Origin of the sequence: Phocaeicola massiliensis B84634 = Timone 84634 = DSM 17679 = JCM 13223, assembly GCF_000382445.1 — a bacterium.
Classification (GTDB): Bacteria; Bacteroidota; Bacteroidia; order Bacteroidales; family Bacteroidaceae; genus Phocaeicola; species Phocaeicola massiliensis.
In genome coordinates this window covers 170,754-193,006 of sequence record NZ_KB905475.1, presented here as the reverse complement: position 1 = coordinate 193,006, position 22,253 = coordinate 170,754, and the positions used below count along the sequence as shown (strand labels likewise).

Below are 22,253 nucleotides of genomic sequence, written 5' to 3'. Positions count from 1 at the left end.
GGAATTATACGGAAGAAAGTCAATGTATTTTTTAGCATTTTTTTCTGTGGTTGCAAGCTACTCAAATCTCTCCACTGTTTTTAACGGTCGCAAAGATAAGCATTATTCTCCAAGCCGCATACTATTTAGCAACTCTTTAACACAGGTTTCTTAATTATTTAGAAGAAATTAAACCGAGTCTGTCCGATTTGCGTTAATTTTGCAACATGAATAAAGAAAAGATTGCATTTATACCACGACAATATTTAGCTGTGATAGCTGTATTGCTGGCTATCATGATGTCGGTTTTGGATGGGACAATTATGAATATCGCCCTGCCTACGCTAGCACACGATTTCGATGTAACACCCTCAACGGCCATTTGGATTGTTAATGCTTACCAATTGGTCATCACCATGACACTGCTTTCTTTCGCCTCATTGGGCGATATCTATGGATATAGGCGGATATTCCTTATCGGCATTTCCATTTTTGTCGGTGCATCACTTGCCTGCACCTTATCCACTTCATTCTGGATGCTGACGGCGGCACGCGTCATCCAAGGATTCGGAGCCGCATGTGTAATGAGTGTCAACACGGCACTTATCCGACTGATTTATCCGCCACAAATATTAGGTCGCGGCATGGGAGTGAATGCCATGGTCGTTGCAGTTTCGGCAGCCGCCGGACCATCCATCGCCGGCAGCATTCTGGCGTTGGGAAGCTGGCACTGGCTGTTTGTCATCAACATCCCGTTAGGACTGGCAGCGCTTGTCATCGGCCATCGTTTATTGCCACACAATCCTCCTGCCGAAAAACGACATAAGTTCGATAAAATCAGTGCAATAGCCAATGCACTGACTTTCGGACTGCTGATTTATTCTTTGGAGGGCTTTGCGCATTCTGAAAACCGTGACTTCATCGGTCTGCAAATTGCGCTTCTCGCCATCATAGGAACCTTTTTTATCCGCCGGCAACTCAAGCAGGAAGCCCCCATCCTGCCGGTCGACTTAATGCGTATTCCCATCTTTGCACTCTCCATCGGTACATCCATCACATCATTCACGGCACAAATGTTGGCAATGGTGTCCTTGCCTTTCTTCATGCAGAATGTACTGCATTATAATGCCGTCGAAATCGGACTGTTGCTGACTCCCTGGCCTTTGGCCACGATATTGACAGCCCCTCTTGCCGGACGACTTGTAGAGCGTGTGCATCCGGGACTGTTGGGAGGAATGGGAATGGCCGTATTTGCAGCAGGACTTTTCTCACTCTATATTCTTCCCGAGCATCCCGAAAGTTGGAATATTGTATGGCGGATGGCTCTCTGCGGTATGGGCTTCGGACTGTTCCAGACTCCGAATAATGTCACCATTGTTTCTTCCGCACCCACCCGGCGAAGCGGTGGCGCAAGCGGTATGCTGGGAACGGCACGGTTATTGGGACAGACATTAGGCACCACCCTGGTGGCATTGCTCTTTCGAATGTTTCCCGAAGGAGACCGCGCACAAGCCTGTTTGTTTCTTGCCATATTATTTGCCATTGGAGCGGGAGTAGTGAGCAGCATCCGAATGACACAGGCTTCACCGGCAGGAAAAAAGTATTGACCGATACGGAAGAATCTGACGGGATTCTCTCATGACAGCCTTTATTTTATCCTAATGAAACCGAAGTTGTAAGTCCTTAAAACTTACTTCCTGCATTGAAAAGATAAAAATAACTTCCAATGGATACAGAATGTCTCAAAAATAATATAAACGAGTAGCCGAATAATATTTTTTATCCTTACCTTTGAAGCGTTTCAATTTAAATAATACCGGATAAAACATGAAAAAGACACTCTTTCTGGCTGTTACAGCCTTACTGACGCTTTCGTCCGCACAAGCTCAAAATACCTTAAGGTTAATGACTTACAATATCAAAAATGCCAACGGCATGGATAACGTACAGAATTTCCAACGTGTGGCCAATGTGATAAATAATGCCTGCCCCGATGCCGTAGCCATCCAGGAACTGGACAGTATGACCAACCGCAGCGGAAAAACATACGTGCTCGGCGAAATAGCCGAACGCACGCAAATGCACGCCTACTTTGCTCCCGCCATTGATTACGACGGGGGGAAATATGGCATCGGACTACTCACCAAACAAACTCCTATCCGCATCCAGACCATGGCTCTGCCGGGACGTGAAGAGGCCCGTGCACTCATTATGGCCGAATTTGAAGACTATATCTATTGTTGCACCCATCTCTCGTTGACGGAGGAAGACCGAATGACATCACTGGAAATGATAAAGAATTTCGCTGCTTCCGCCAAAAAACCTTTCTTCCTTGCCGGAGATATGAATGCCGAACCTCAATCCGATTTCATTAAAGGGTTGCAAAAGGATTTTCAGATACTTTCCAATCCGAAAGTACCCACTTTTCCCGCCCCCAAACCGGAAGAGACACTCGACTATATTGTTACCCTAAAAAATAATGCCAAAGGATTTGCCGCCATCTCCTCCAAAGTGCAGGACGAACCGGTAGCATCCGACCACCGCCCGTTGGTGGTAACCCTCCGCACAGCAGAAAAGGCAGAAAAGATATTCCGTACAAAACCTTATTTGCAGAATCCGGTAGGAAACGGAATCACCGTGATGTGGGAGACTACCGTACCTGCCTACTGCTGGGTGGAATACGGAACCGACTCAACCCAACTGCAACGTGCGCGCACCATTATGGACGGACAAGCGGTGTGTAACAACAAACTGCATAAAATCCGCCTGGACGGTTTACAGCCGGGACAGAAGTACTATTACCGCGTCTGCTCACAAGAAATTCTGCGCTATCAGGCTTATAACAAAGTATTCGGCAATACCGCCCAATCGGAATTCAGCGAATTCACTCTTCCTGCCCCCGACAGTGATAACTTTACTGCCGTAGTATTTAATGACTTACACCAACATCCCAAAACTTTCCGCGCTTTATGTCAGCAGATTCAGGACATCGATTACGATTTTGTTGTATTCAACGGTGACTGTGTAGACGATCCTGCCAGCCACGAACAGGCAACTGCCTTTATCAGTGAACTGACTGAAGGAGTACACGGAGACTGCGTACCTACTTTCTTCATGCGTGGCAACCATGAAATACGCAATGCCTATTCCATCGGTCTGCGTGACCATTATGATTATGTAGGAAATAAAACCTACGGTTCCTTCAATTGGGGCGACACACGCATCGTGATGCTGGACTGTGGTGAAGACAAACCGGATGACCACTGGGTGTATTATGGTTTGAACGACTTTACCCGGCTGCGTAACGAGCAAGTGGACTTCCTGAAAAAAGAACTGGCATCCAGAGAGTTCAAAAAAGCCGAAAAGCGAATCCTGATTCATCATATCCCTTTATATGGAAACGACTATAAGAACCTTTGCGAAGACTTATGGAAACCATTACTGAAAAAAGCTCCTTTCAACGTCAGCCTGAATGCACATACCCACGAATATGCCTATCATCCGAAAGGAAAACTGGATAATAATTTTCCTGTCATTGTCGGCGGAGGATATGATATGGACAGTGCCACAGTGATGGTTATCGAGAAAAAGAAAGGCGAATTGAGAATAAAGGTATTGAATACCAAGGGAGAAATTTTACTCAATATTACCGTATAAAACACTTAACCACAGATGGAATTAAAAAGAAAAGAAACCATAGGCTGGATAGACCTGTTACGTGTTATCGCCTGTTTTCTGGTCGTATTTGCACATTGTTGCGACCCTTTTGTGGCGCGCTTTGATACAGACCGCAGCACTTTCCTGCAAGGGTGTGCTGCGGGAAGCGCAGTGCGAAGCTGCGTACCTCTGTTCGTCATGATGACCGGAGTTTTGCTTTTTCCCCTCCGCAGCAGCATGAACGAGTTCTACCGGAAACGCATCGGGCGCATTGTGCCACCCCTCATTTTCTGGTCGGTCATGCTACCGGTGCTGTACTTCGTATACCTGAACTATATTGCCACCACTGACAACCCCACCATCGACATGTCCACCTTCACGTGGCAAATGACAGTGACGAAGATTTGCACCTTTATCTTTAATTTCAACTACGACACCACGCCCCTTTGGTATCTTTATATGCTGATAGGGCTGTATTTCGTTATACCCGTTTTCGGGGCATGGCTAGACCGAGCCTCACAAAAAGATGTCAAGCTGTTCCTTCGTATTTGGGGAATCTCCTTATTTCTTCCCTATCTGAAAATGGCAGCTCCCGCATTGGGATACATCGGTAATTGGGGCAATATGGATATTCTGGGGGTGTGTGACTGGAACGCTTTCGGCTCCTTCTACTATGTGTCAGGCTTCATCGGTTATCTGATATTAGCTTATTATCTGGTGAAATACCCTTTGCAATGGAGTTGGAAGAAAACCCTCTCCATCGGTATACCTATGTTTGCAGCAGGATATGCCATTACATTTGGAGGTTACCTTATCATGCAGGAATACTTTCCGGGCAATTATGCCTATTTGGAAATCGTATGGCTATTCGGCGGCATCAATGTATTTATGATGACCTTCCCTGTGTTTGTCATTATGCAGAGAATCAAAGTGCCCTACTCTCCTGCCCTTTCCCGACTGGCCTCAATGACCTTCGGTATTTACCTTTGCCATTTTGTCTTTGTGCAAATAGGGTATGATATGTTTGCCGCATGGTTGCCTAAAGGAGTTCCGGCAGTGGTTCATATTATCTGTATAGCTGTGGCTGCCTTCTTCATCAGTTATCTGATAGTCAGAATGATGTCGGCATTCAAGGTGACACGACGATTTGTGGCATAACACTGAAAATATGATTGGTAATGCAAAGTCTATTGCTGTTGCTTCAGATATTCCATTGTTTGCTTTAATACCGGATGCACCACTTTGGGTGCTATCTCTGCCAATGGTTCCATTACAAAACGCCGTTCATGCATAAGGGGATGAGGCAGAGTCAAAGCAGGTGTATCCAATATTAAATCACCATATAATAAGAGGTCAATATCAATTAAACGGTCACTATAGTTACCATCAACAGACTTCTTTGTGCGACCTAAATCACGCTCTATCGACTGAGTTTTTTCTAAAACTTCAAAGGGAGAAAGAGAAGTATCGACACAACAGGCAGCATTCAGGAAAGAATGCTCGGAAGAGAAGCCCCAAGGAGCAGTAACATAAAAAGCGGAAAGGGAAGTCACCTTCCCTATCCGCATATTTATTTGTTGCACAGCCGTATGCAAATTGGCTTCCTTATCGCCTAAATTAGTTCCAAGCCCTAAATAAACCTTCATACACAGTGCCTTTTACTTATCTTGCTATTTATCTAAAATCAGCATAGCATCACCATACGTACCAAAACGATAATCTTCCTTCAAAGCAGTGTTATAAGCTTCCATAACCAAATCATAACCACCATAGGCAGCCACCAGCATCAGTAATGTGGAAAGCGGCATGTGGAAGTTAGTGACCATGCTGTTGGCCACCGAAAAATCGTATGGAGGAAAAATAAACTTATTTGTCCAGCCTTCGAATTCCTTGAGATGCCCGTCTGTACCGACAGCCGTTTCTATTGCACGCATCACAGTAGTACCTACCGCACAAACACGTCTGTTCTCATCTTTTGCCTGATTGACAATATTACAAGCTTTAGCATCAACAAACATCTGTTCAGAATCCATCTTATGCTTGGTAAGATCTTCCACATCAATTTCGCGGAAATTACCCAATCCGGCATGCATTGTCACATAAGCGAAATCTATTCCCTTGATTTCCATACGTTTCATCAACTCACGGCTAAAATGAAGTCCTGCCGTCGGAGCTGTTACCGCACCTTCATTTTTAGCAAAAATGGTCTGGAAACGTTCTGCATCTTCTTCTTCTACCGGACGACGGATGAAACTGGGCAGCGGAGCCTCACCCAAAGCATAAAGAGCTTTCTTAAACTCATCGTGAGGACCGTCATAAAGGAATCGCAAAGTACGTCCGCGAGAAGTGGTATTATCAATAACTTCGGCCACCATAGAGTCGTCATCACCAAAATACAACTTATTACCAATACGGATCTTACGTGCCGGATCTACCAATACATCCCACAAGCGAAGCTCCTCATTCAGTTCACGCAACAAAAAAACCTCGATACGTGCACCGGTTTTCTCTTTATTTCCATACAAACGCGCAGGGAAGACTTTCGTATCATTAAAGATAAACACATCTTTATCATCAAAATACTCCAAGATATCCTTGAATACCTTGTGCTCGATTTGGCCTGTTGATTTGTGAACAACCATCAGACGCGACTCATCTCTGTACTTGGCCGGATGCAAAGCTATCTTTTCTTCCGGCAGTTTAAATTTAAATTGCGACAGTTTCATCTTATCTCTCCTTATTCGTTTATAACTTCAATTTCTTGTCGGTCAAGCCATTCGGGAAAATCCTCCACTTGCATACAGTCCTCCAGTTTTACTTCACCCACACGGGTACGAATCAAACCTATAAGGTGTGCACCGCTATTCAGAGCTTCACCAATGTCACGAGCCAACGCACGGATATAAGTTCCCTTACTGCAAACTACCCTGATTTTTATCTCAGGAAGATTACACTCCAACAACTCTATCTCGTCTATTACCAGCGTTTTAGGTTTCAGATTTACCTCCTCTCCCTTTCGGGCAAGATCGTAGGCACGCTCACCGTCAATCTTACAAGCCGAAAAAGCAGGCGGTATCTGCTCAATACTGCCTATGAAACGTTTCAATGTTTCTTCCACCAATTCACGGGTGATATGCTCCGTGGGATAAGTGGCATCTATTTCTTTTTCTAAATCATAAGAAGGAGTGGTAGCACCCAGTTGCAGCGTAGCCACATACTCCTTAGTATGATATTGGAACTCTTCAATCCGCTTTGTTGCTTTGCCCGTGCAAATAATCATAACGCCTGTAGCCAAAGGATCCAACGTTCCTGCATGCCCTACCTTCAACTTCTTCACACCCAACTTGCGGCAAATGTGATATCTTATCTTATTGACCACTGCAAAAGAAGTCCACTTCAGCGGTTTATCAAAATATAAAACTTCTCCTTCTTTAAAATTCATGCTTCTTACCCCTACGGTTATGCTGCCAATGAGCAAGCTATCGTAATTGCTCCTACAATGGCACAATAGATAGCAAAATAAATCAACTTACCCTTCTTCACTATATTAATCATCCACTTGCAAGCGATACAACCCGAAGCAAAAGCAGCTACAAAACCTACCACCAACGACAAAACCGAAATGTCCGTTGTTCCTGCTGCAGCTCCTTTCACTATCTTCATTCCATCCAGCAACGCCTCACCCAAAATGGGAGGAATCACCATCAGAAAAGAGAATTGTGCCAGTTTAGCTTTATTGTCTCCCAGCAACAAGCCGGTAGCAATGGTACTACCCGAACGGGATAATCCCGGCAACACAGCACAAGCCTGAGCCAAACCTATGATAAACGCATCACGCATACTAATATTCTCTTTCACACGAGGTTTTGCATAGTAAGAAAAAGTAAGCAATAAAGCCGTTACCAATAACATACAGCCCACAATCAGCAACCCTGAGCCAAAGATTTCCTCTACATAATCTTTAAAGAACACCCCTACGATTCCGATAGGTATCATAGAAACAAGAATATTCAATACATACTTTGTTTCCGCATTCATCTCACACTTAAACAATCCACGGAAAATCCAGTCAATTTCTTTCCACAAAATAACCAACGTACTCAACACAGTTGCCACATGCACTGCTATGGTAAATGTCAGATTATCTTCACCTTGTATTCCAAACAAAGCCGATCCGATAGCCAAATGACCACTGCTGCTGACCGGCAAATACTCTGTCAATCCTTGAAGCAAACCAAGGATTAATGCCTCAAACCATTCCATACACTTTTACTTTTTTATTCTTTCGTTAGTTTCGGCTTTCGCACAATACCATATATCATAAAAATAAAACCAAAAAAACATACAGCAGGCGCCACCTTGATTCGACGTACACTGAAAATATCCGGCTCAAAATACCCTTCTGTAGAACTAGGGCCTGTCATCAACAGGAAACCGATAATTACGACTGCCATGCCTATGGCCAGTAAGATAAAATTTGTTTTATCAAAGGCAAATTTCTGTTTGTCCATATCCTTTTAATTAGATGTAATAAAGCGCACCGGCTTTCATACGCAAATATTTGTTTATTGATATATAAGCACACATAAAGGTGATAATCACACCGAAAACAAAAACTGACGACATCACCAATAACATCGTCATGGGGGTAATAATCTCTATCAATTCGGGTTCATATCTCACAAGTGCATAAGCCATCCCGATTAATGCCGCATCAGCCATTACAGCCGCCAATACACCAATCCATATATTCCGAACCAAGAAAGGTTTCCGAATAAATCCCCAACTCGCTCCTACCAGTTTCATGGTATGAATTAAAAAGCGTTTAGAATATATAGTAAGACGTATGGTATTGTTTATCAATGCAAAGGAAATCAATGTAAGAAGTGCAGCAAGTCCAAGCAACAAGAAGCTGATTCGACGAATATTACTATTCACCGCATCCAGCAAATCTTGCGGATAATTAATCTCCATCACCTTCTTGTTAGCCATAATCTTCTCTTCAATCCAGGCTATACTATCCGAATTGGCATAATCTGCATTCAACTTTATCTCAATGGAAGCCGTAAAGGGATTATACCCCAAAAACTCAGCAGGGTCTGTTCCCATCGCCTCTGTCTGCTCTTTTAAAGCTTGCTCTTTAGAAATATAATAAGTTTCCTTAACGAAAGGCTCTGCATTCAACTTCTTTTGGAACTTAATGGCATCTGCTTCCTTCATGTCATCGCTAACAAGGACGGAGAAACTGATATTCTCACGAACATACTTAGAAAGATTATTGGCCGACAACACAAAGAAGACCACCATACCCAATAAAAGCAACACCAACATAGTGCTAATGCTGGAAGTAATGAACTGCATATCGAAAAAAGACGTCGATTTCTTTCCCATAATTACTTCTTTCTGAATACATAAATCATTGAACTACTGCGCCCCTTTCTGGCCAAAGTGCTAAACCAAGCCAACAATCCCGTCCACATTCCTTTCAGAAAAGAAAAACGACTACCTTTATATTTCTCTGTCAACATAGAAACATAGAAGGCATCGAATGGCATCGGATGCTGTTCGGCAAGTTTAAAACCATGCTTCACCCCGAATTGTTGCATCACAGACGGTGTGAAATGCCATAAATGACGGGGAACGTCATACGCAGCCCACCATTCCTTATACTTCACCGCATCATACGAAGATGGATTGGGAACTGCAACAATCAGCACCCCTCTGTCCTTCAACAAGGCTGCCAACCTTTCCCAAGTTTCATTCAGGTGTTCCAAATGTTCCATCACATGCCACAGGGTAATTGCATCAAACGAATGATCAGCATATCCGGCCAACGCATCTTCCGCATCTACATCTAAGTCAAAATGCTCTTTGGCAAACGCACGCGCTTTGACATTCTTCTCTATCGCCCGCACTCGCCAGCCGCGTTCCTTCATAGCATTACTAAAGTATCCCGTACCGGTTCCGATATCCAGCAGACTGCCTTTACTCAGCCCGGACGTACGTTTAATCAGTTTGGCCTTACGGGATAACATATACTTGCGAACCTGATGATACACCCGGTTCATCAAGCCTTTATTGGTATCGCTGTGTGAAATATAATCGGGAGTTTCATAATACCTGCCTATTTCCGCCTCTACCGGCACTTCTTGTGTAAAAAGAAAGCCGCAACGGGTGCACCGCATCACCTCGAACTTTTCGCCCGAAGCATAATTATCTGTACAAGTTATTGCATGTTCTAACTGTTTTCCGCCGCACAACGGACAAGTATCTATCTTGAGTCTGTTCACTTTTAACCCTAATTTGCTGCAAAATAACAAATAAAATGAATTACAATGACTTTCCTTTAAGTACTTTTAAGAGTATAAGTTAACTATGCATTTTGCTTTTTCCTATTTTTGCATATCTAACTTTAATTCTAGAGAATAAATGGAAAATAAAAGACTGCTTCGCTCCAATAACAGAATGTTAGCCGGCGTATGTGCAGGAATAGCCGAATATTTCGGCTGGGAGGTATCGACAGTGCGTATAGTTTATGCTTTGGCAACCATTTTCACCGCTTTTTCAGGAGGAATCATCTATCTGATTCTGTGGATTGTAATGCCCGAAAGAAGATATCGTGATGGCTATGAAGACAGAGTAAAAGAAAAACTACACAACCGCTAACTCCCAACCGTGTCAGGCAATACTCAGCAACTCTACTTTAAATATTAAAGTAGAGAAAGCAGGAATCGGACCACTGGCACGACTTCCATAACCAAGGGTATAAGGAATATAAATAATCCATCTATCCCCTATATGCATTTGCCGGAGCGCTAATTGCCATCCTTCGATGACATCACACAGGCGAAATGCTTCGGGACAATTACGGCTATAAGAATTATCAAACTCCTTCCCATTTATCAGGCTGCCTTTATAATGAACAGTAACGATGCTACGAAGAGTGGGTGAAGCCGTTCCGGTACCTGCCTGCAGCACCTCATAGAATATCCCGCAGGGTAAAGAGCAGATATCTGCCCGGGTAGAAAGAACCTGCAAATACTGCAAGTTCTTTTCTTTATATGCTTCTTTTTTTCCCATCAGAAAACTTCTTCTCCTTTCAGTGTGGCAGAACTGGCTTCTGTTATGCGTACATTTACAAAATCGCCGATACGGTGATTTCCGCGGTCGAACACCACCACTTTATTCTGCTGTGTACGACCGAATAATTGTTCTTTCGAACGTTTCGACACGCCCTCCACCATTACTTCAAATGTCTTTCCTACATCTTTGGCATTACTTTCGGCGGAAAGTTGGTTCTGCAACTCAATAATTTCATTCAAACGGCGAATCTTAACTTCTTCGGGCACATCATCCGGCAAATGTTTGGAAGCATATGTTCCGGGACGTTCCGAATATTTAAACATGAAAGCAGAGTCATAAGCACACTCACGCACTAGAGACAAAGATTCCTGATGGTCCTCTTCCGTCTCAGAGTGATAACCCGAAAAAATATCTGTACTTAATCCACAATCGGGAATGATTCGACGAATAGCCGCCACTCTGTCCAAATACCATTCACGGGTATATTTGCGGTTCATCAATTTCAATATGCGCGAACTTCCACTCTGCACAGGCAAATGAATATGTTTACAAACGTTTGGCACTTCGGCTATCACCTGCAAGGTTTCGTCACTCATATCCTTAGGATGCGAAGTGGTAAAGCGGACACGCATTCCCGGAACAGCCTCAGCAACAGTGCGAAGCAACATCGGGAAAGTAATCACTTCATTCTCTCTCTCAAAACGATAGGAATTAACGTTCTGACCCAGCAAAGTTACTTCTTTATAACCTTTATCGGCCAAATCACGCACCTCATTCAGGATACTCTCTACATCACGGCTACGCTCCCGGCCACGAGTATAAGGCACAATACAATAGTGACAAAAATTATTGCAGCCCCGCATAATGCTGACAAAGCCCGAAATATGGTTTCCGCAGATACGTGAAGGAATCACATCACGATATGTTTCCGTGGTCGACAATTCTACATTAATAGCTTTCTCTCCTGCTTCAACAGCAGCAATCAGGTCGGGCAATGTAAGATAAGCATCCGGTCCCACAACCAAATCAACATGATGATTCTCAATCAAATCCTCTTTTACACGCTCAGCCATACACCCCAGCACACCGACAATCAGGTTTCTTTTTTTATTTTTCCTCATGGAATGAAAAAACTCCAATCGGTTCAAAATCTTCTGTTCAGCATTGTCACGAATAGAACAAGTGTTCATAAACACAGCATCCGCATCCTCCAAAGCATCACATACACTATACCCTGCCATCTGCATGATAGAAGCAATCACTTCACTGTCCGCCACATTCATCTGGCAACCATACGTCTCAATAAACAGTTTCTTGTTTTCCTGTTCAGTTGCAGATTTAAAGTCTGCTCCTGTTGTTTCTTTCATCATATTCTCTTTTTATAAATTCACTGCAAAGATATTGAGTTCCCGGCAAATTTCCTCATATCCTGTTTGATTTTTGCATATTTATAGATTGATATTCAGACCGAAAAGACATAATAAAAGCCATTAGAAGCCCTAATAGTTAAATTATCATAATCAATGAACAAAAAACTCCGTTTGCGTTACCAACGTATTTAGATAATTTGCATCTTTGCTTTTGAAAAACATTAGATTTTTTCATAGTTAAGGTTTAGGTTAAAAAAATAGGGGAAGACAACTGTGAAGTTCTCTTCCTTTTTTCTTTGTTTCATTTCCTTAAAAGAAGTTTCTGACACAGATACCAAAGAGCACTTTTGAAAAACGAAGTCTTTTTGGGATAGCTCCCAATACATTATACTTTCCTTGTTTATTTTGCCCTTTTATGAACGAAGTTATAAAATAATTTTCTAACTTTGACCGTTCATTATCAAATTTACTAAATAAAGAAAGCCTATGGAAATTGTCCAAGTATTAATATTTATGGTAATCATTGCAATTGCCATTGTGCAACAAATTACCAAGGCTAAAAAAGAAACGGGCACACCTTCTCCTCGTGAAGTTCTTACTGATATGTTTCCCACAATAGAAGAAACGGAGGAAGAGGAGCAGACTATTTCACCACGCCCTATAAAATGTACTCCTCGGCCCATCCGCAAAAAGAAAGAAAAGCCCTTATCAGCACCAATTGCCAACGAGAATACCCGACATACTCCTTCCGATGAAAAAAAACGCATCGCGCTAAACACACGCGAAGAAGCACGACGGGCCTTTATTTACTCGGAAATTTTCAATCGAAAATATTAATAACAACAATACTAACAACCAGAAAACACATTGAATATCATGGGATTTAATATCATTTCAGCAGCCGAAGCTGCCAGCTATGTAAAACATGGCTATAACATCGGACTTAGTGGCTTTACTCCGGCAGGGACTCCCAAAGCCATAACTCCTGAAATCGCAAAAATTGCAGAAGAAGAGCATGCCAAAGGTAATCCGTTCCAAATTGGTATTTTTACCGGTGCTTCCACAGGAGATGCCACCGATGGGATTCTGTCAAGAGTAAAAGCTATTCGCTATCGCGCCCCTTATACCACAAATCCTGATTTCCGTAAAGCGGTAAATAATGGAGAAATAGCTTATAATGATATTCATTTGTCACAAATGGCACAAGAAGTTCGTTATGGTTTCATGGGTAAAGTAGACGTGGCTATTCTGGAAGCTTGCGAAATCACTCCCGATGGAAAAGTATATCTGACTGCCGCCGGAGGTATTGCTCCGACCATTGCACGATTGGCAGATAAAGTGATTATCGAACTGAATGCTGCCCATAGCAAGAACGGCATGGGACTGCACGATGTGTACGAACCGCTTGATCCGCCTTATCGCCGCGAGATTCCCATCTTCAAACCAAGTGACCGTATTGGTCTACCATACGTACAGGTAGACCCAAAAAAGATTATCGGTGTAGTGGAAGTGAATATGCCTGACCAGGCACGTTCATTTACAGCGCCAGACCCCATCACCGACCGAATCGGACAAAACGTAGCTGATTTTCTGGCTGCCGACATGAGACGAGGCATCATACCTGCAAGTTTCCTACCATTGCAGAGTGGAGTAGGTAATATTGCCAATGCTGTATTAGGTGCACTAGGACGTGATAAGACAATTCCTGCTTTCGAAATGTATACCGAAGTATTGCAAGATGCTGTGGTAGACTTGATTCGTCAGGGACGCGTTAAGTTCGGAAGTACTTGTTCTTTGACAGTCACCAATGAATGTTTGCAAGGCATTTATGATGACATCGATTTCTTCCGGGATAAACTGGTAATGCGTCCGTCCGAAATTTCAAATAATCCGGAAATAATCCGCCGTCTCGGTGTTATCTCTATTAATACTGCCATCGAAGCAGACATTTACGGCAATGTAAACTCTACCCATATCAGTGGAACCAAGATGATGAACGGTATCGGTGGTTCGGGTGACTTCACCCGCAATGCTTATATTTCCATCTTTACTTGTCCATCCGTTGCCAAAGAAGGAAAAATCAGCGCCATCGTTCCTATGGTATCTCATGAAGACCACAGCGAGCACGACGTCAATATCATTATTACTGAACAAGGTGTTGCTGACCTCCGCGGAAAGAGTCCGGTGGAACGTTCGCATGCCATTATCGAAAACTGTGCCCACCCGGATTACAAGAATATCCTATGGGATTATGTAAAGATGGCTTCAAAGGGGCAGACCCCTCATTGCATTTCGGCTGCATTGGCAATGCACGATACATTGGCAAAGAAAGGTGATATGCGCCTGATTGACTGGGCAGAATACAAGTAATAACCATTTGCTTTTACAAAAAAACAGTCCGAATAATTTTCAAACTACCCTAGGGTAATGAAACAATTACTATACAGTAATTGCCTATTTACTCTAGGGTAATTCAGCAATTATTATACAAACACGCAACTCTTCTACCTTTTAAAGTAAATGACATACCCAGCCTACCTGTCTTTCTAAATATTATGACAGAATTTACAAACTATAAATACGGATAAGAATGATAAAGTAATTGTAGGTTTGTGAAAAGAACTACTTATTTACTCTGAATAAATTCTTGTTCAAGGTATATACAACTATTTTATCACTTTTCAACTGCTTACCTACTTTGCTCAATCCTTTCAGTGAGGTATCCCAACGACTGTAGGATTTCAGCACAGGATGCAAAGTAGAAAGTACCATGGGAGAGAATAAGCCATTCTTTGTATAGAACAGCCCATCCCGATAAAACACGGCATGGATGATATGATTATAACCATTATAAAAGGCTAAGATACAGTTATCGGGAAAAGTAACATTTTTTATTTCCTTATAACGACACGGATAAGAAGCTGTGGAGGTTAAAAAGTAATCAAAAAAAGCATTCAATTCCTCTTCACGCCTATACGTAGTATTACGAGTAATCACCGGTTCGGTATAAATGCCATACGTTTGAAATAAAGCATCCAACGCATAAAAAATACAAGTTTGATAGTTATTCTTCAGCATAGGAAGGGGGCACTCCATGCGCAACATGGAATCTTTCAACACTTCAATCATAGCCTCATCCAATTTCTCAATACAGGCAGAAAAACGGGCAAAAGGATATATTCTACTCTCTACCACTAAATTGCGTAATTTCTTTTTCGATTTACTATCATAATCATAACCCCGATATATCTTCGAACGTACCCGATAAGTGAGTGTATCATTATTCCAAACTGCCTGAAAAATAGAATCAGAAACAGAACTATCTACTTGGGGTTCCACATGACATATTGTATCCAGATAATGAATGAGCGAATCCACATAAAGGCCATCGCCAAATGTTTCAACACCGTAGCGCAATGCCTCTTTTTCCCTTATAAAAATCAAACTATCACTCTTCCATTTTATTTCCGGAAACTTTATTTGAGAAAAAGCAGCCGCACAAATACTTAAAACAACATATAATACAAAGATTCTTTTCATAAGCAAATACGTTTTAGGAGTGCATGTGGACAACCAACAGAAAAACAGGATATTACGACAAATATAATAATTTATCTACAATGTTTCACGATTGTAGCCAAAAAAACTATCTGAATATCAGCCTCAGCAAGACATTCCTGAATGAAAAGCTACAAGTAAAACTGGCAGGCGAACATTTGCTGAACAGACGCATGAGCCTATATGACGGACGTATAAATAACATCTACTTCTGGCAAAATGAAGACCAGGACCAGCGACATGTTTCTTTAAGTGTGGTTTACCGTTTCAACAACTATTCAAAGAAATATAAGGGACAGAGTGCTGCCGATGATGTATTGAACCGCTTGTAATCTCTTCTACCTTTTCTTGTAAAAACGGTATCCAAACCCCAGCATCAGGTTGTTGGGGTTCTTAAATTTACTCAACTGATAGCCGACATGCAAAAACAAACGCGGTGTAATAGAAGTCTTAAGTGCCAGAATTTGATAAAACCCCTCCGTATCATCACCACTGCATATCAGATTCCGTCCGATACCGGCATTGATAGAAAAAATAGGCATAACCAGCTCCCCACGGACAGAAAGACCTACAGCAAACTGCTTGTGAAAAGGAGGACGATGGAACTTCACATCACTTGACGAACTTTCTTCTACTCGATAATCTTTGATATTAGCACTCTCGTCATATTGAGCATCCACAGACACACCGGCCCTAAAATACTTGTTGAAATTGTACATCGGATTAAAGTTCAACCCAACAATACCAAAAGAGCCGGGTACCAAACAAACGTCATAGCCATCCACGAATCCTCTTTTACGAGTAGCGCCATACACCACCAAGTCATAACTGATATAAGGTTTGATGGACAGCGATTTAAAACCTTGTACAGTTGTAGCCCCGTCTCCAAAAGTACGCACAATACCTACTCTTCCACCAATGGGATTGACACCTGAATTGGGATAATGTGTATTTCCATTGGAATAATGAGTAAAATCCATACCGGCGGTCAGACTCCATTGCGAATTAAGCTGCCAATTCAGGAAAAAGCCCAAATTGATGTAAGCATTGATTTTAGACCCGATAACCTCATTCTGCGGATTATATGTCCTATCATATTTCTTCCACCCGAAAGAAGCACCGAAATTCCATTCATAATCAAATGACAAACGGGGTGACAACTGCGCTATGCGTGACCCTTGAAAAGCATATACCGCTATGGGATTACCCAGTTCGGAAGGGCAGAAGAATGTATTGTAAGAAACTCCAATACCCTGATAAGCATGAGGATACAACCGACCTAAAGATGAATTCTTATCGAATTGAAAAGCATATTTCAGGTGTACAGAAAGAGCCTGCCTGATTCGTTGTTGATGCATATTGTCACCATCAAAGAAATCATTGGTAGGGGTCACATAACTGGGACGTACATCTAAGCCGAGTCTATGAATCAACTTATGGCTTACTGTGTCATTCTTTAATACATCCGGTTGCGTAGCCGTCTGAGCCATCAAATTTCCACCCATCGGGCAAACAGCCAAAAGGCCGGCAATATATAATAAGAGTAATTTCGTTTTCATTGTTCTAATTATTGAGCTTCTCACTCTTTATGAAATATCCTTTGGGCATCTTGCTTTGCAAAGTACCGGTAATGACTTTCTCTTTTTTTGTTTTGGGATGAACGGCATAAAGAGTAAAATTAGTCTCAAACCATTCATATTCCAGCAACAGGGTGATACGCTGCGAAGTTTTGGGCGGAGTAGTGACCGCCTCCTTTTCCGTATCAGGAAAAGGCAAAGGCAATTGTTGCATATCAGAAGCATATCGCGCCAGTTCTCCGTTCATCACCAGATGGCCATCTACAATGCCGGGAATCTCAACCTCCGGCTTACTATCTGCCAACAAATTAAAAGCCTCGGGATTATTACTGGTGAATTGTATCTGCCGATGCTCATCTTTGAAAGGGAAGATATAGTTGGTTACGATTGACTCATCTCCCCTGTTATTGACCACTATGCTCTTGCGCTCTTCTATTTGTTTATCCGTATAACTATAGGCATCAAGCGAATAAGTGATACGGTCAAATATATATCTGTCGGAAGGTGTTATGGATACATATATTTTTTTCGTTTCATATTCGTTACTTACCGTAACGCAAAACTGAAAAAGAGAAGAATACATATTTTCGTTTACTGTTATCTTCACCTCCCTAGGATGAGTACGCTCAATGGCAAAATCAACCATCTTATCTTTATAAATGATATCATCACAGACTATTTTGCCCAATCCTTCCAAAACAGGTGACTGATTCTGCGAAACTATATTACCATCTTTATCATAAACCGAATAATATAATGAAGAGTTATCATAATAATCATACACTCTCAGCAGGTCCCAATTGGAAGACTTAAAACGAATAGTCACCGAATCACCGTTTCCTTCTAAAGTCACATCAGAAACAGAAGGCTGAAAATCTTCAACGAAGACATCGCTATTACAACCGGATAATCCCATAAGGATAAAAATATATACTACGATATGCAGGAGAGTTTTCATGTTGTTTTGTGTTTTTCTTTCACATGGGCAAAAATAACATTTATTTCCGAACAATGCCATAAATACAGGCATATTTATCTGATTTTCCGTAAATTTGAATTCTTGCAGTCTTCATCACATATTTAACGTTATCGTCTTCTCTATATTAATTTGCTGCACAAAACAGGCATCATGGCTCACAACCAATAATGTTCCCCGATACTCCTTCAAAGTATCAGTCAATATCTCCATATTCATAATATCGATGTTATTGGTCGGTTCGTCCACTATAAACAGATCGGGAGTTTGCGTACTCACCATCAGACAGCAGAGAGAAAGTCTCATCTTTTCACCACCACTCAGACAACTACATTTCTTATCCCAACCGGACACAGGAAAAAGAAAGCGGTTAAGAATGGTTTTAAGCTCATGGTCATAAAGTTTATTGTTAAAGGAAAAAAGCTGTTCAAAAACTGATAAGTCATCATGAATAATAGAATATTCCTGGTCAAGATAAACACATGTCAGCCCATCCATTCTCGTCAGTTCACCTGCAGTAGGAGAGAGGGTACCGGTCAGCAATTTCAATAAAGTAGTCTTTCCACTACCGTTAGCCCCTTTCAGATGAATACGATCCCCACTTTGTATCACAAAACTAAGAGGAGATTTCCACAATTCTTCAGACTGATAGGCATAATTCAGGTTCTTGGCAGTAACCAGTACCTTGCCAATATGCAAGGAAGAAGAATTAAAATCCAGCCTCATTGTCTTCATGTCCGGTAATTCACTCCGAATATCAGTAACACTCTTTGCTAATGAATGTATTTTATCGGTATGAACATTGTTCAAGCGTACAGAACTTTTTTCTGCCTGATCTTTAAAAGTATTCATAGCCATCTTGCCAACTCCACTTTTTATATTCTGCTTCTTTCCACGCACATCGTGCTTCTGTTGACGCTCCATCACTTCACGTGCCTGTCTGCGTGCCTTCTGTAACTGCTTCCCATTCTCTTCCAACCGGGCTTGCAATGCTTGAACGGCCAACTCCTTCTGCTCTTTGTAAAAGTCATAATTCCCCGCATAATAAATTACTCCTTTCGACGTGAGTTCGTAAGTGGAAGAAAGCAGATTAAGCAATATCCGGTCATGGCTGACTACCAACATATCGGACGAAGTGGAAGTGATAAAGCGATATAATTTTCCACGGCTCACATCATCCAAATGGTTAGTCGGCTCATCCATCAGAATAAAAGACGGTGAATGTAAAGCAATTCCTGCCAAAAAAACCTTCGTCTTTTCTCCTCCACTTAACAAATGCATGGGATGGGAGAGAGGCACTCCCGGCAATCCCCATTCATGTAAAGCGGCAACCGCCTTTTCTTCTATATCCCAATCATCATCCAATACCGTAAAATGCTCCACAGAAACATCTCCCTGCAAAATGGCATGAAGTGCTTGTATCTTTCCTTCAATTCGCAAAGCCCCGGCTATCGTCAGATGATTAAATTGTCCGAAGTGTTGGGGAATATAATAAGGTGGTTCCAAACAAATCACTTCACCTTCCGAAGGTGATAATTCTTTTGTTATCAGCTGCATCAAGGTTGATTTTCCTGATCCGTTATTCCCGATAAGCGCTACTTTCTCACCTTTCCCCATAGAGAAACTGACATTACTGAAGAGCACATCTTTATCAGGATGCATATAAGTAACCGACTGTATATGTATACACATACTGTTTCTATAAAATTAAAATGTTAATACTGAAATGTATATTGTGGGAATAGAGGACAACTATTACACAACAAACGAATTCACTTCGCCTGCCGTCCCAACATGAAATAAATAGTTGTTTAAAAATAGATGTTTAGATTCTCATCGGAATGCTTTTAGATTTCGGGGACAAAGATAATTGTTTTTCAGTGATATACAAAAGCAAACGATAAATTTACTTATAATACATTATTCACCTGTCACCGGATGTTGTCTCCTCCGATTTTCAAACGCTGCATACGTTTTGAGCCCCCTAAGCCGTTTCATTAGCCGGACTAAGCGTTTTCGTCCTTTCGATTACGTCTGTCTGTAAGTCGAATTACTACAGTCTTCTGCTTAAAAAGCCTTGGCTGACCCTAAGAAACGGCTTACTCTTCCCTTTGTTTCTGAATGAGCTTTAAATCCCCAAGAAAACAATGCGACCCCGTTATCCCACACTCCAATACCATAAAGAGAAGGAAGGTGTATCGAAACTCTCATAAACTAAAAATCACCCTCGCCACAGGTAGTTGTAGCAAGGGTGATTTCGATAAAACCAACTAATCACCAAACCATTAGAATGATTCGATAATCAGCTCTGATACCAACATTCTTCAATAGCCTCACCAAAAGCCTTGAATTGATATTAATCAAAGTCAGGTAAAGTAACCGAGAAATTAGGATTCGGTATATGCTGTGACTTGATTACTTCTTTCATTTGTTTTACAATTTCAGGATGTTCGGCTGCTACATCATGGTCTTCGTGAATATCCTCGGCAAGATTATAAAGGAAAGGTTTGCCACGTTTCACTACCATCTTCCAATCACCCATGCGGACACCTATCTGGTCAGTTTCGTCAAATTCCCAATAAAGGAAGTCATGTTGCTTTTGTCCTTCCTGTCCGGTCAAAGTAGGATAGATGGAGATTCCATCGAAATAATCAGTACCTTTTTTCTTTTTATTGGTATATTTCTTCACGTAGTTCTTCACGCCTGCCACATCACAGAATGTCGGCATCAAATCATAAAACGCCAACTGATGGTCATTAACTTGTCCGGCTTTTACTTTACCCGGCCAGCGAACAATAAACGGAATGCGGATACCTCCTTCGTGACATTGACGCTTCAAACCGCGCAACTTACCGTCACGTCCAAAGAATGTAGGATCTGCACCACCTTCCTCGTGAGGACCGTTATCGCTGGTAAAGATAACCAGTGTATTTTCATCCATTCCCTTTTCTTTCAGCTTCTTCAGTACTTCACCCACATAATGATCCAAACGGGTAATCATACCGGCAAACTGCGCATGTGTATGAACAGAAGCATTGTAGCGAGAACCTTCCGAACCTCCCCATGTCTTGTCATGGAAGAACTTTTTCTGATATCCTTCCAAAATAGAATCCTCAGGTTGAACTAATTCTGCATGAGGCAATGTATAAGTAAAAATACCAAAGAACGGTTGTTTACCATCTTGCTTATCAAGCCATTTCATGGCTTCCTGATGAATCATATCGGCAGAGTATTGCGGACGTTTATAGTATTCTTTGCCGTACATGGGATATTTGATATTTTCATCCATTATCACACGCACCACAGCCGTATCACCTAATGACTTACTGTAACGGTTTAAAAAATTAGGATAGTAAAGATGAGCCTGAAACTGACATATAAAACCATAAAACTCATCAATACCCCGTTTGTCGGGAGTAGAAACAGAACCTTCATATCCTCCTGCCCATTTACCGAACATACCGGTAGTATAACCATTATCCTTCATTATCTCGGGAATGATTATGTGTTCGGGGTCATAAGGATGCTGTCCCACCACTGAATATTCTTTGTTATTACCATACATCACGATGGGAGCGTCACGCCAATACTCTTTATTTCCACGCACTTCACAGTGACCGGTATGCTGTCCTGTCATAAACGAAGCACGGGAAGGTGCACTGACCGGACTTCCTGAATAAGCCTGAGTAAAGCGCATACCCTCTTTGGCCATATTATCAATATTAGGAGTACTGATATATGATTGACCGTAACAACCCAAGTCACCATATCCCATATCATCACACATAATGTATATGATATTTGGCTTCACATCATGACTCTTTTGTGCATAAGCACCCAATGAAGTAAGGGCAAGTCCACTGCCCAGCCATAAAAGTTTTTTGTTCATTCTATATATCTATTAAAGGTTAAACGCAAAGGTATACAAAAGCAACTAATATTATTGATAAACAGTGCAATTTATGAATTATATTTCAGACAACAAAGAACATGAATAAAAAAATAATCTTAACTTTGCTCTTATAAGCAACCATATTACAAACAGCAAGTAAA

21 protein-coding genes are annotated in these 22,253 nt (G+C 41.8%); 7 read left to right on the top strand and 14 right to left on the bottom strand.

Features of this window, described 5'->3' with window-relative positions; all coding sequences use genetic code 11:
• Positions 1 to 206 precede the first annotated feature (206 nt).
• The 3 genes from HMPREF1534_RS00920 (at position 207) to HMPREF1534_RS00930 (ending at position 4,794) form a co-directional block, all read left to right on the top strand.
• Entirely contained in the window at positions 207 to 1,586 is a 1,380-nt protein-coding gene (locus HMPREF1534_RS00920; RefSeq protein ID WP_005945186.1) for an MFS transporter, read from the top strand.
• Between the two features lie 220 nt (positions 1,587 to 1,806).
• Positions 1,807 to 3,636, top strand: a complete 1,830-nt coding sequence (locus HMPREF1534_RS00925; RefSeq protein WP_005945183.1) for an endonuclease/exonuclease/phosphatase family protein — start codon at positions 1,807 to 1,809, stop codon at positions 3,634 to 3,636.
• Positions 3,637 to 3,651: 15 nt separating this feature from the next.
• The gene (locus HMPREF1534_RS00930) at positions 3,652 to 4,794 is read left to right on the top strand and encodes an acyltransferase (RefSeq protein ID WP_005945180.1); all 1,143 of its coding nucleotides are present in this window, start codon (positions 3,652 to 3,654) and stop codon (positions 4,792 to 4,794) included.
• Between the two features lie 29 nt (positions 4,795 to 4,823).
• On the opposite strand, the gene folK is transcribed toward HMPREF1534_RS00930, so the two are convergent.
• Genes folK through HMPREF1534_RS00965 form a run of 7 tightly spaced genes read right to left on the bottom strand, consistent with a single transcriptional unit; the run spans position 4,824 to position 9,926 of the window.
• Positions 4,824 to 5,282, bottom strand: coding sequence for a 2-amino-4-hydroxy-6-hydroxymethyldihydropteridine diphosphokinase (gene folK / locus HMPREF1534_RS00935; RefSeq protein ID WP_005945177.1), 459 nt, complete (start codon positions 5,280 to 5,282; stop codon positions 4,824 to 4,826).
• 24 nt (positions 5,283 to 5,306) lie between these two features.
• Complete coding sequence (queA, locus tag HMPREF1534_RS00940) at positions 5,307 to 6,362, bottom strand: tRNA preQ1(34) S-adenosylmethionine ribosyltransferase-isomerase QueA (protein WP_005945174.1); 1,056 nt, start codon at positions 6,360 to 6,362, stop codon at positions 5,307 to 5,309.
• A gap of 11 nt (positions 6,363 to 6,373) precedes the next feature.
• Positions 6,374 to 7,078, bottom strand: coding sequence for a tRNA pseudouridine(55) synthase TruB (gene truB, locus HMPREF1534_RS00945; protein WP_005945172.1), 705 nt, complete (start codon positions 7,076 to 7,078; stop codon positions 6,374 to 6,376).
• Between the two features lie 17 nt (positions 7,079 to 7,095).
• A complete protein-coding gene (locus tag HMPREF1534_RS00950; protein WP_005945170.1) occupies positions 7,096 to 7,899 on the bottom strand; it encodes an undecaprenyl-diphosphate phosphatase in 804 nt (267 codons plus the stop codon).
• Between the two features lie 14 nt (positions 7,900 to 7,913).
• Positions 7,914 to 8,147 carry a DUF3098 domain-containing protein gene (locus HMPREF1534_RS00955; protein WP_005945167.1) on the bottom strand — a complete coding sequence of 78 codons (234 nt, stop codon included), beginning with the start codon at positions 8,145 to 8,147 and terminating at the stop codon, positions 7,914 to 7,916.
• Positions 8,148 to 8,157: 10 nt separating this feature from the next.
• Positions 8,158 to 9,027: a cell division protein FtsX gene (locus HMPREF1534_RS00960; RefSeq protein ID WP_005945164.1), complete on the bottom strand. Its 870-nt coding sequence runs from the start codon at positions 9,025 to 9,027 to the stop codon at positions 8,158 to 8,160.
• Positions 9,028 to 9,029: 2 nt separating this feature from the next.
• Positions 9,030 to 9,926 (bottom strand): class I SAM-dependent methyltransferase, encoded by an 897-nt coding sequence (locus HMPREF1534_RS00965; RefSeq protein WP_005945161.1) that lies wholly within the window; start codon positions 9,924 to 9,926, stop codon positions 9,030 to 9,032.
• Between the two features lie 139 nt (positions 9,927 to 10,065).
• On the opposite strand from HMPREF1534_RS00965, the gene HMPREF1534_RS00970 reads away from it, so the two are divergent.
• The gene (locus HMPREF1534_RS00970; protein ID WP_005945159.1) at positions 10,066 to 10,302 is read left to right on the top strand and encodes a PspC domain-containing protein; all 237 of its coding nucleotides are present in this window, start codon (positions 10,066 to 10,068) and stop codon (positions 10,300 to 10,302) included.
• Between the two features lie 12 nt (positions 10,303 to 10,314).
• Here HMPREF1534_RS00970 and HMPREF1534_RS00975 read toward each other — a convergent pair whose 3' ends face one another.
• Together HMPREF1534_RS00975 and miaB are read right to left on the bottom strand one after the other, a co-directional pair.
• Positions 10,315 to 10,716: an FKBP-type peptidyl-prolyl cis-trans isomerase gene (locus tag HMPREF1534_RS00975; RefSeq protein ID WP_005945156.1), complete on the bottom strand. Its 402-nt coding sequence runs from the start codon at positions 10,714 to 10,716 to the stop codon at positions 10,315 to 10,317.
• The gene (gene miaB / locus HMPREF1534_RS00980; protein ID WP_005945154.1) at positions 10,716 to 12,086 is read right to left on the bottom strand and encodes a tRNA (N6-isopentenyl adenosine(37)-C2)-methylthiotransferase MiaB; all 1,371 of its coding nucleotides are present in this window, start codon (positions 12,084 to 12,086) and stop codon (positions 10,716 to 10,718) included. Before miaB ends, HMPREF1534_RS00975 begins: the two co-directional genes overlap by 1 nt.
• A 489-nt stretch (positions 12,087 to 12,575) precedes the next feature.
• Between miaB and HMPREF1534_RS00985 the strand changes: the two genes are divergently transcribed.
• Positions 12,576 to 12,926, top strand: coding sequence for a hypothetical protein (locus HMPREF1534_RS00985; protein WP_005945150.1), 351 nt, complete (start codon positions 12,576 to 12,578; stop codon positions 12,924 to 12,926).
• A gap of 39 nt (positions 12,927 to 12,965) precedes the next feature.
• Entirely contained in the window at positions 12,966 to 14,459 is a 1,494-nt protein-coding gene (locus HMPREF1534_RS00990) for an acetyl-CoA hydrolase/transferase family protein (protein WP_005945147.1), read from the top strand.
• Positions 14,460 to 14,711: 252 nt separating this feature from the next.
• On the opposite strand, the gene HMPREF1534_RS00995 is transcribed toward HMPREF1534_RS00990, so the two are convergent.
• Positions 14,712 to 15,629, bottom strand: coding sequence for a hypothetical protein (locus HMPREF1534_RS00995; protein ID WP_005945144.1), 918 nt, complete (start codon positions 15,627 to 15,629; stop codon positions 14,712 to 14,714).
• Positions 15,630 to 15,652: 23 nt separating this feature from the next.
• Here HMPREF1534_RS00995 and HMPREF1534_RS01000 point away from each other — a divergent pair, with 23 nt between their 5' ends.
• Positions 15,653 to 15,979 (top strand): hypothetical protein, encoded by a 327-nt coding sequence (locus HMPREF1534_RS01000; RefSeq protein WP_018451854.1) that lies wholly within the window; start codon positions 15,653 to 15,655, stop codon positions 15,977 to 15,979.
• Positions 15,980 to 15,985: 6 nt separating this feature from the next.
• Here HMPREF1534_RS01000 and HMPREF1534_RS01005 read toward each other — a convergent pair whose 3' ends face one another.
• The 4 genes from HMPREF1534_RS01005 to HMPREF1534_RS01020 all read right to left on the bottom strand — a co-directional run bounded on the left by HMPREF1534_RS01005 (position 15,986) and on the right by HMPREF1534_RS01020 (position 22,089).
• Positions 15,986 to 17,218, bottom strand: coding sequence for an acyloxyacyl hydrolase (locus HMPREF1534_RS01005; RefSeq protein WP_025066803.1), 1,233 nt, complete (start codon positions 17,216 to 17,218; stop codon positions 15,986 to 15,988).
• Positions 17,211 to 18,182, bottom strand: coding sequence for a hypothetical protein (locus HMPREF1534_RS01010; protein WP_005945135.1), 972 nt, complete (start codon positions 18,180 to 18,182; stop codon positions 17,211 to 17,213). The genes HMPREF1534_RS01005 and HMPREF1534_RS01010 overlap by 8 nt, the downstream gene beginning before the upstream one ends.
• A gap of 114 nt (positions 18,183 to 18,296) precedes the next feature.
• On the bottom strand, positions 18,297 to 19,892 hold the full coding sequence (locus HMPREF1534_RS01015; protein ID WP_005945133.1) for an ATP-binding cassette domain-containing protein: 1,596 nt from the start codon (positions 19,890 to 19,892) through the stop codon (positions 18,297 to 18,299).
• A gap of 664 nt (positions 19,893 to 20,556) precedes the next feature.
• Entirely contained in the window at positions 20,557 to 22,089 is a 1,533-nt protein-coding gene (locus HMPREF1534_RS01020) for an arylsulfatase (protein WP_005945131.1), read from the bottom strand.
• Positions 22,090 to 22,253 lie beyond the last annotated feature (164 nt).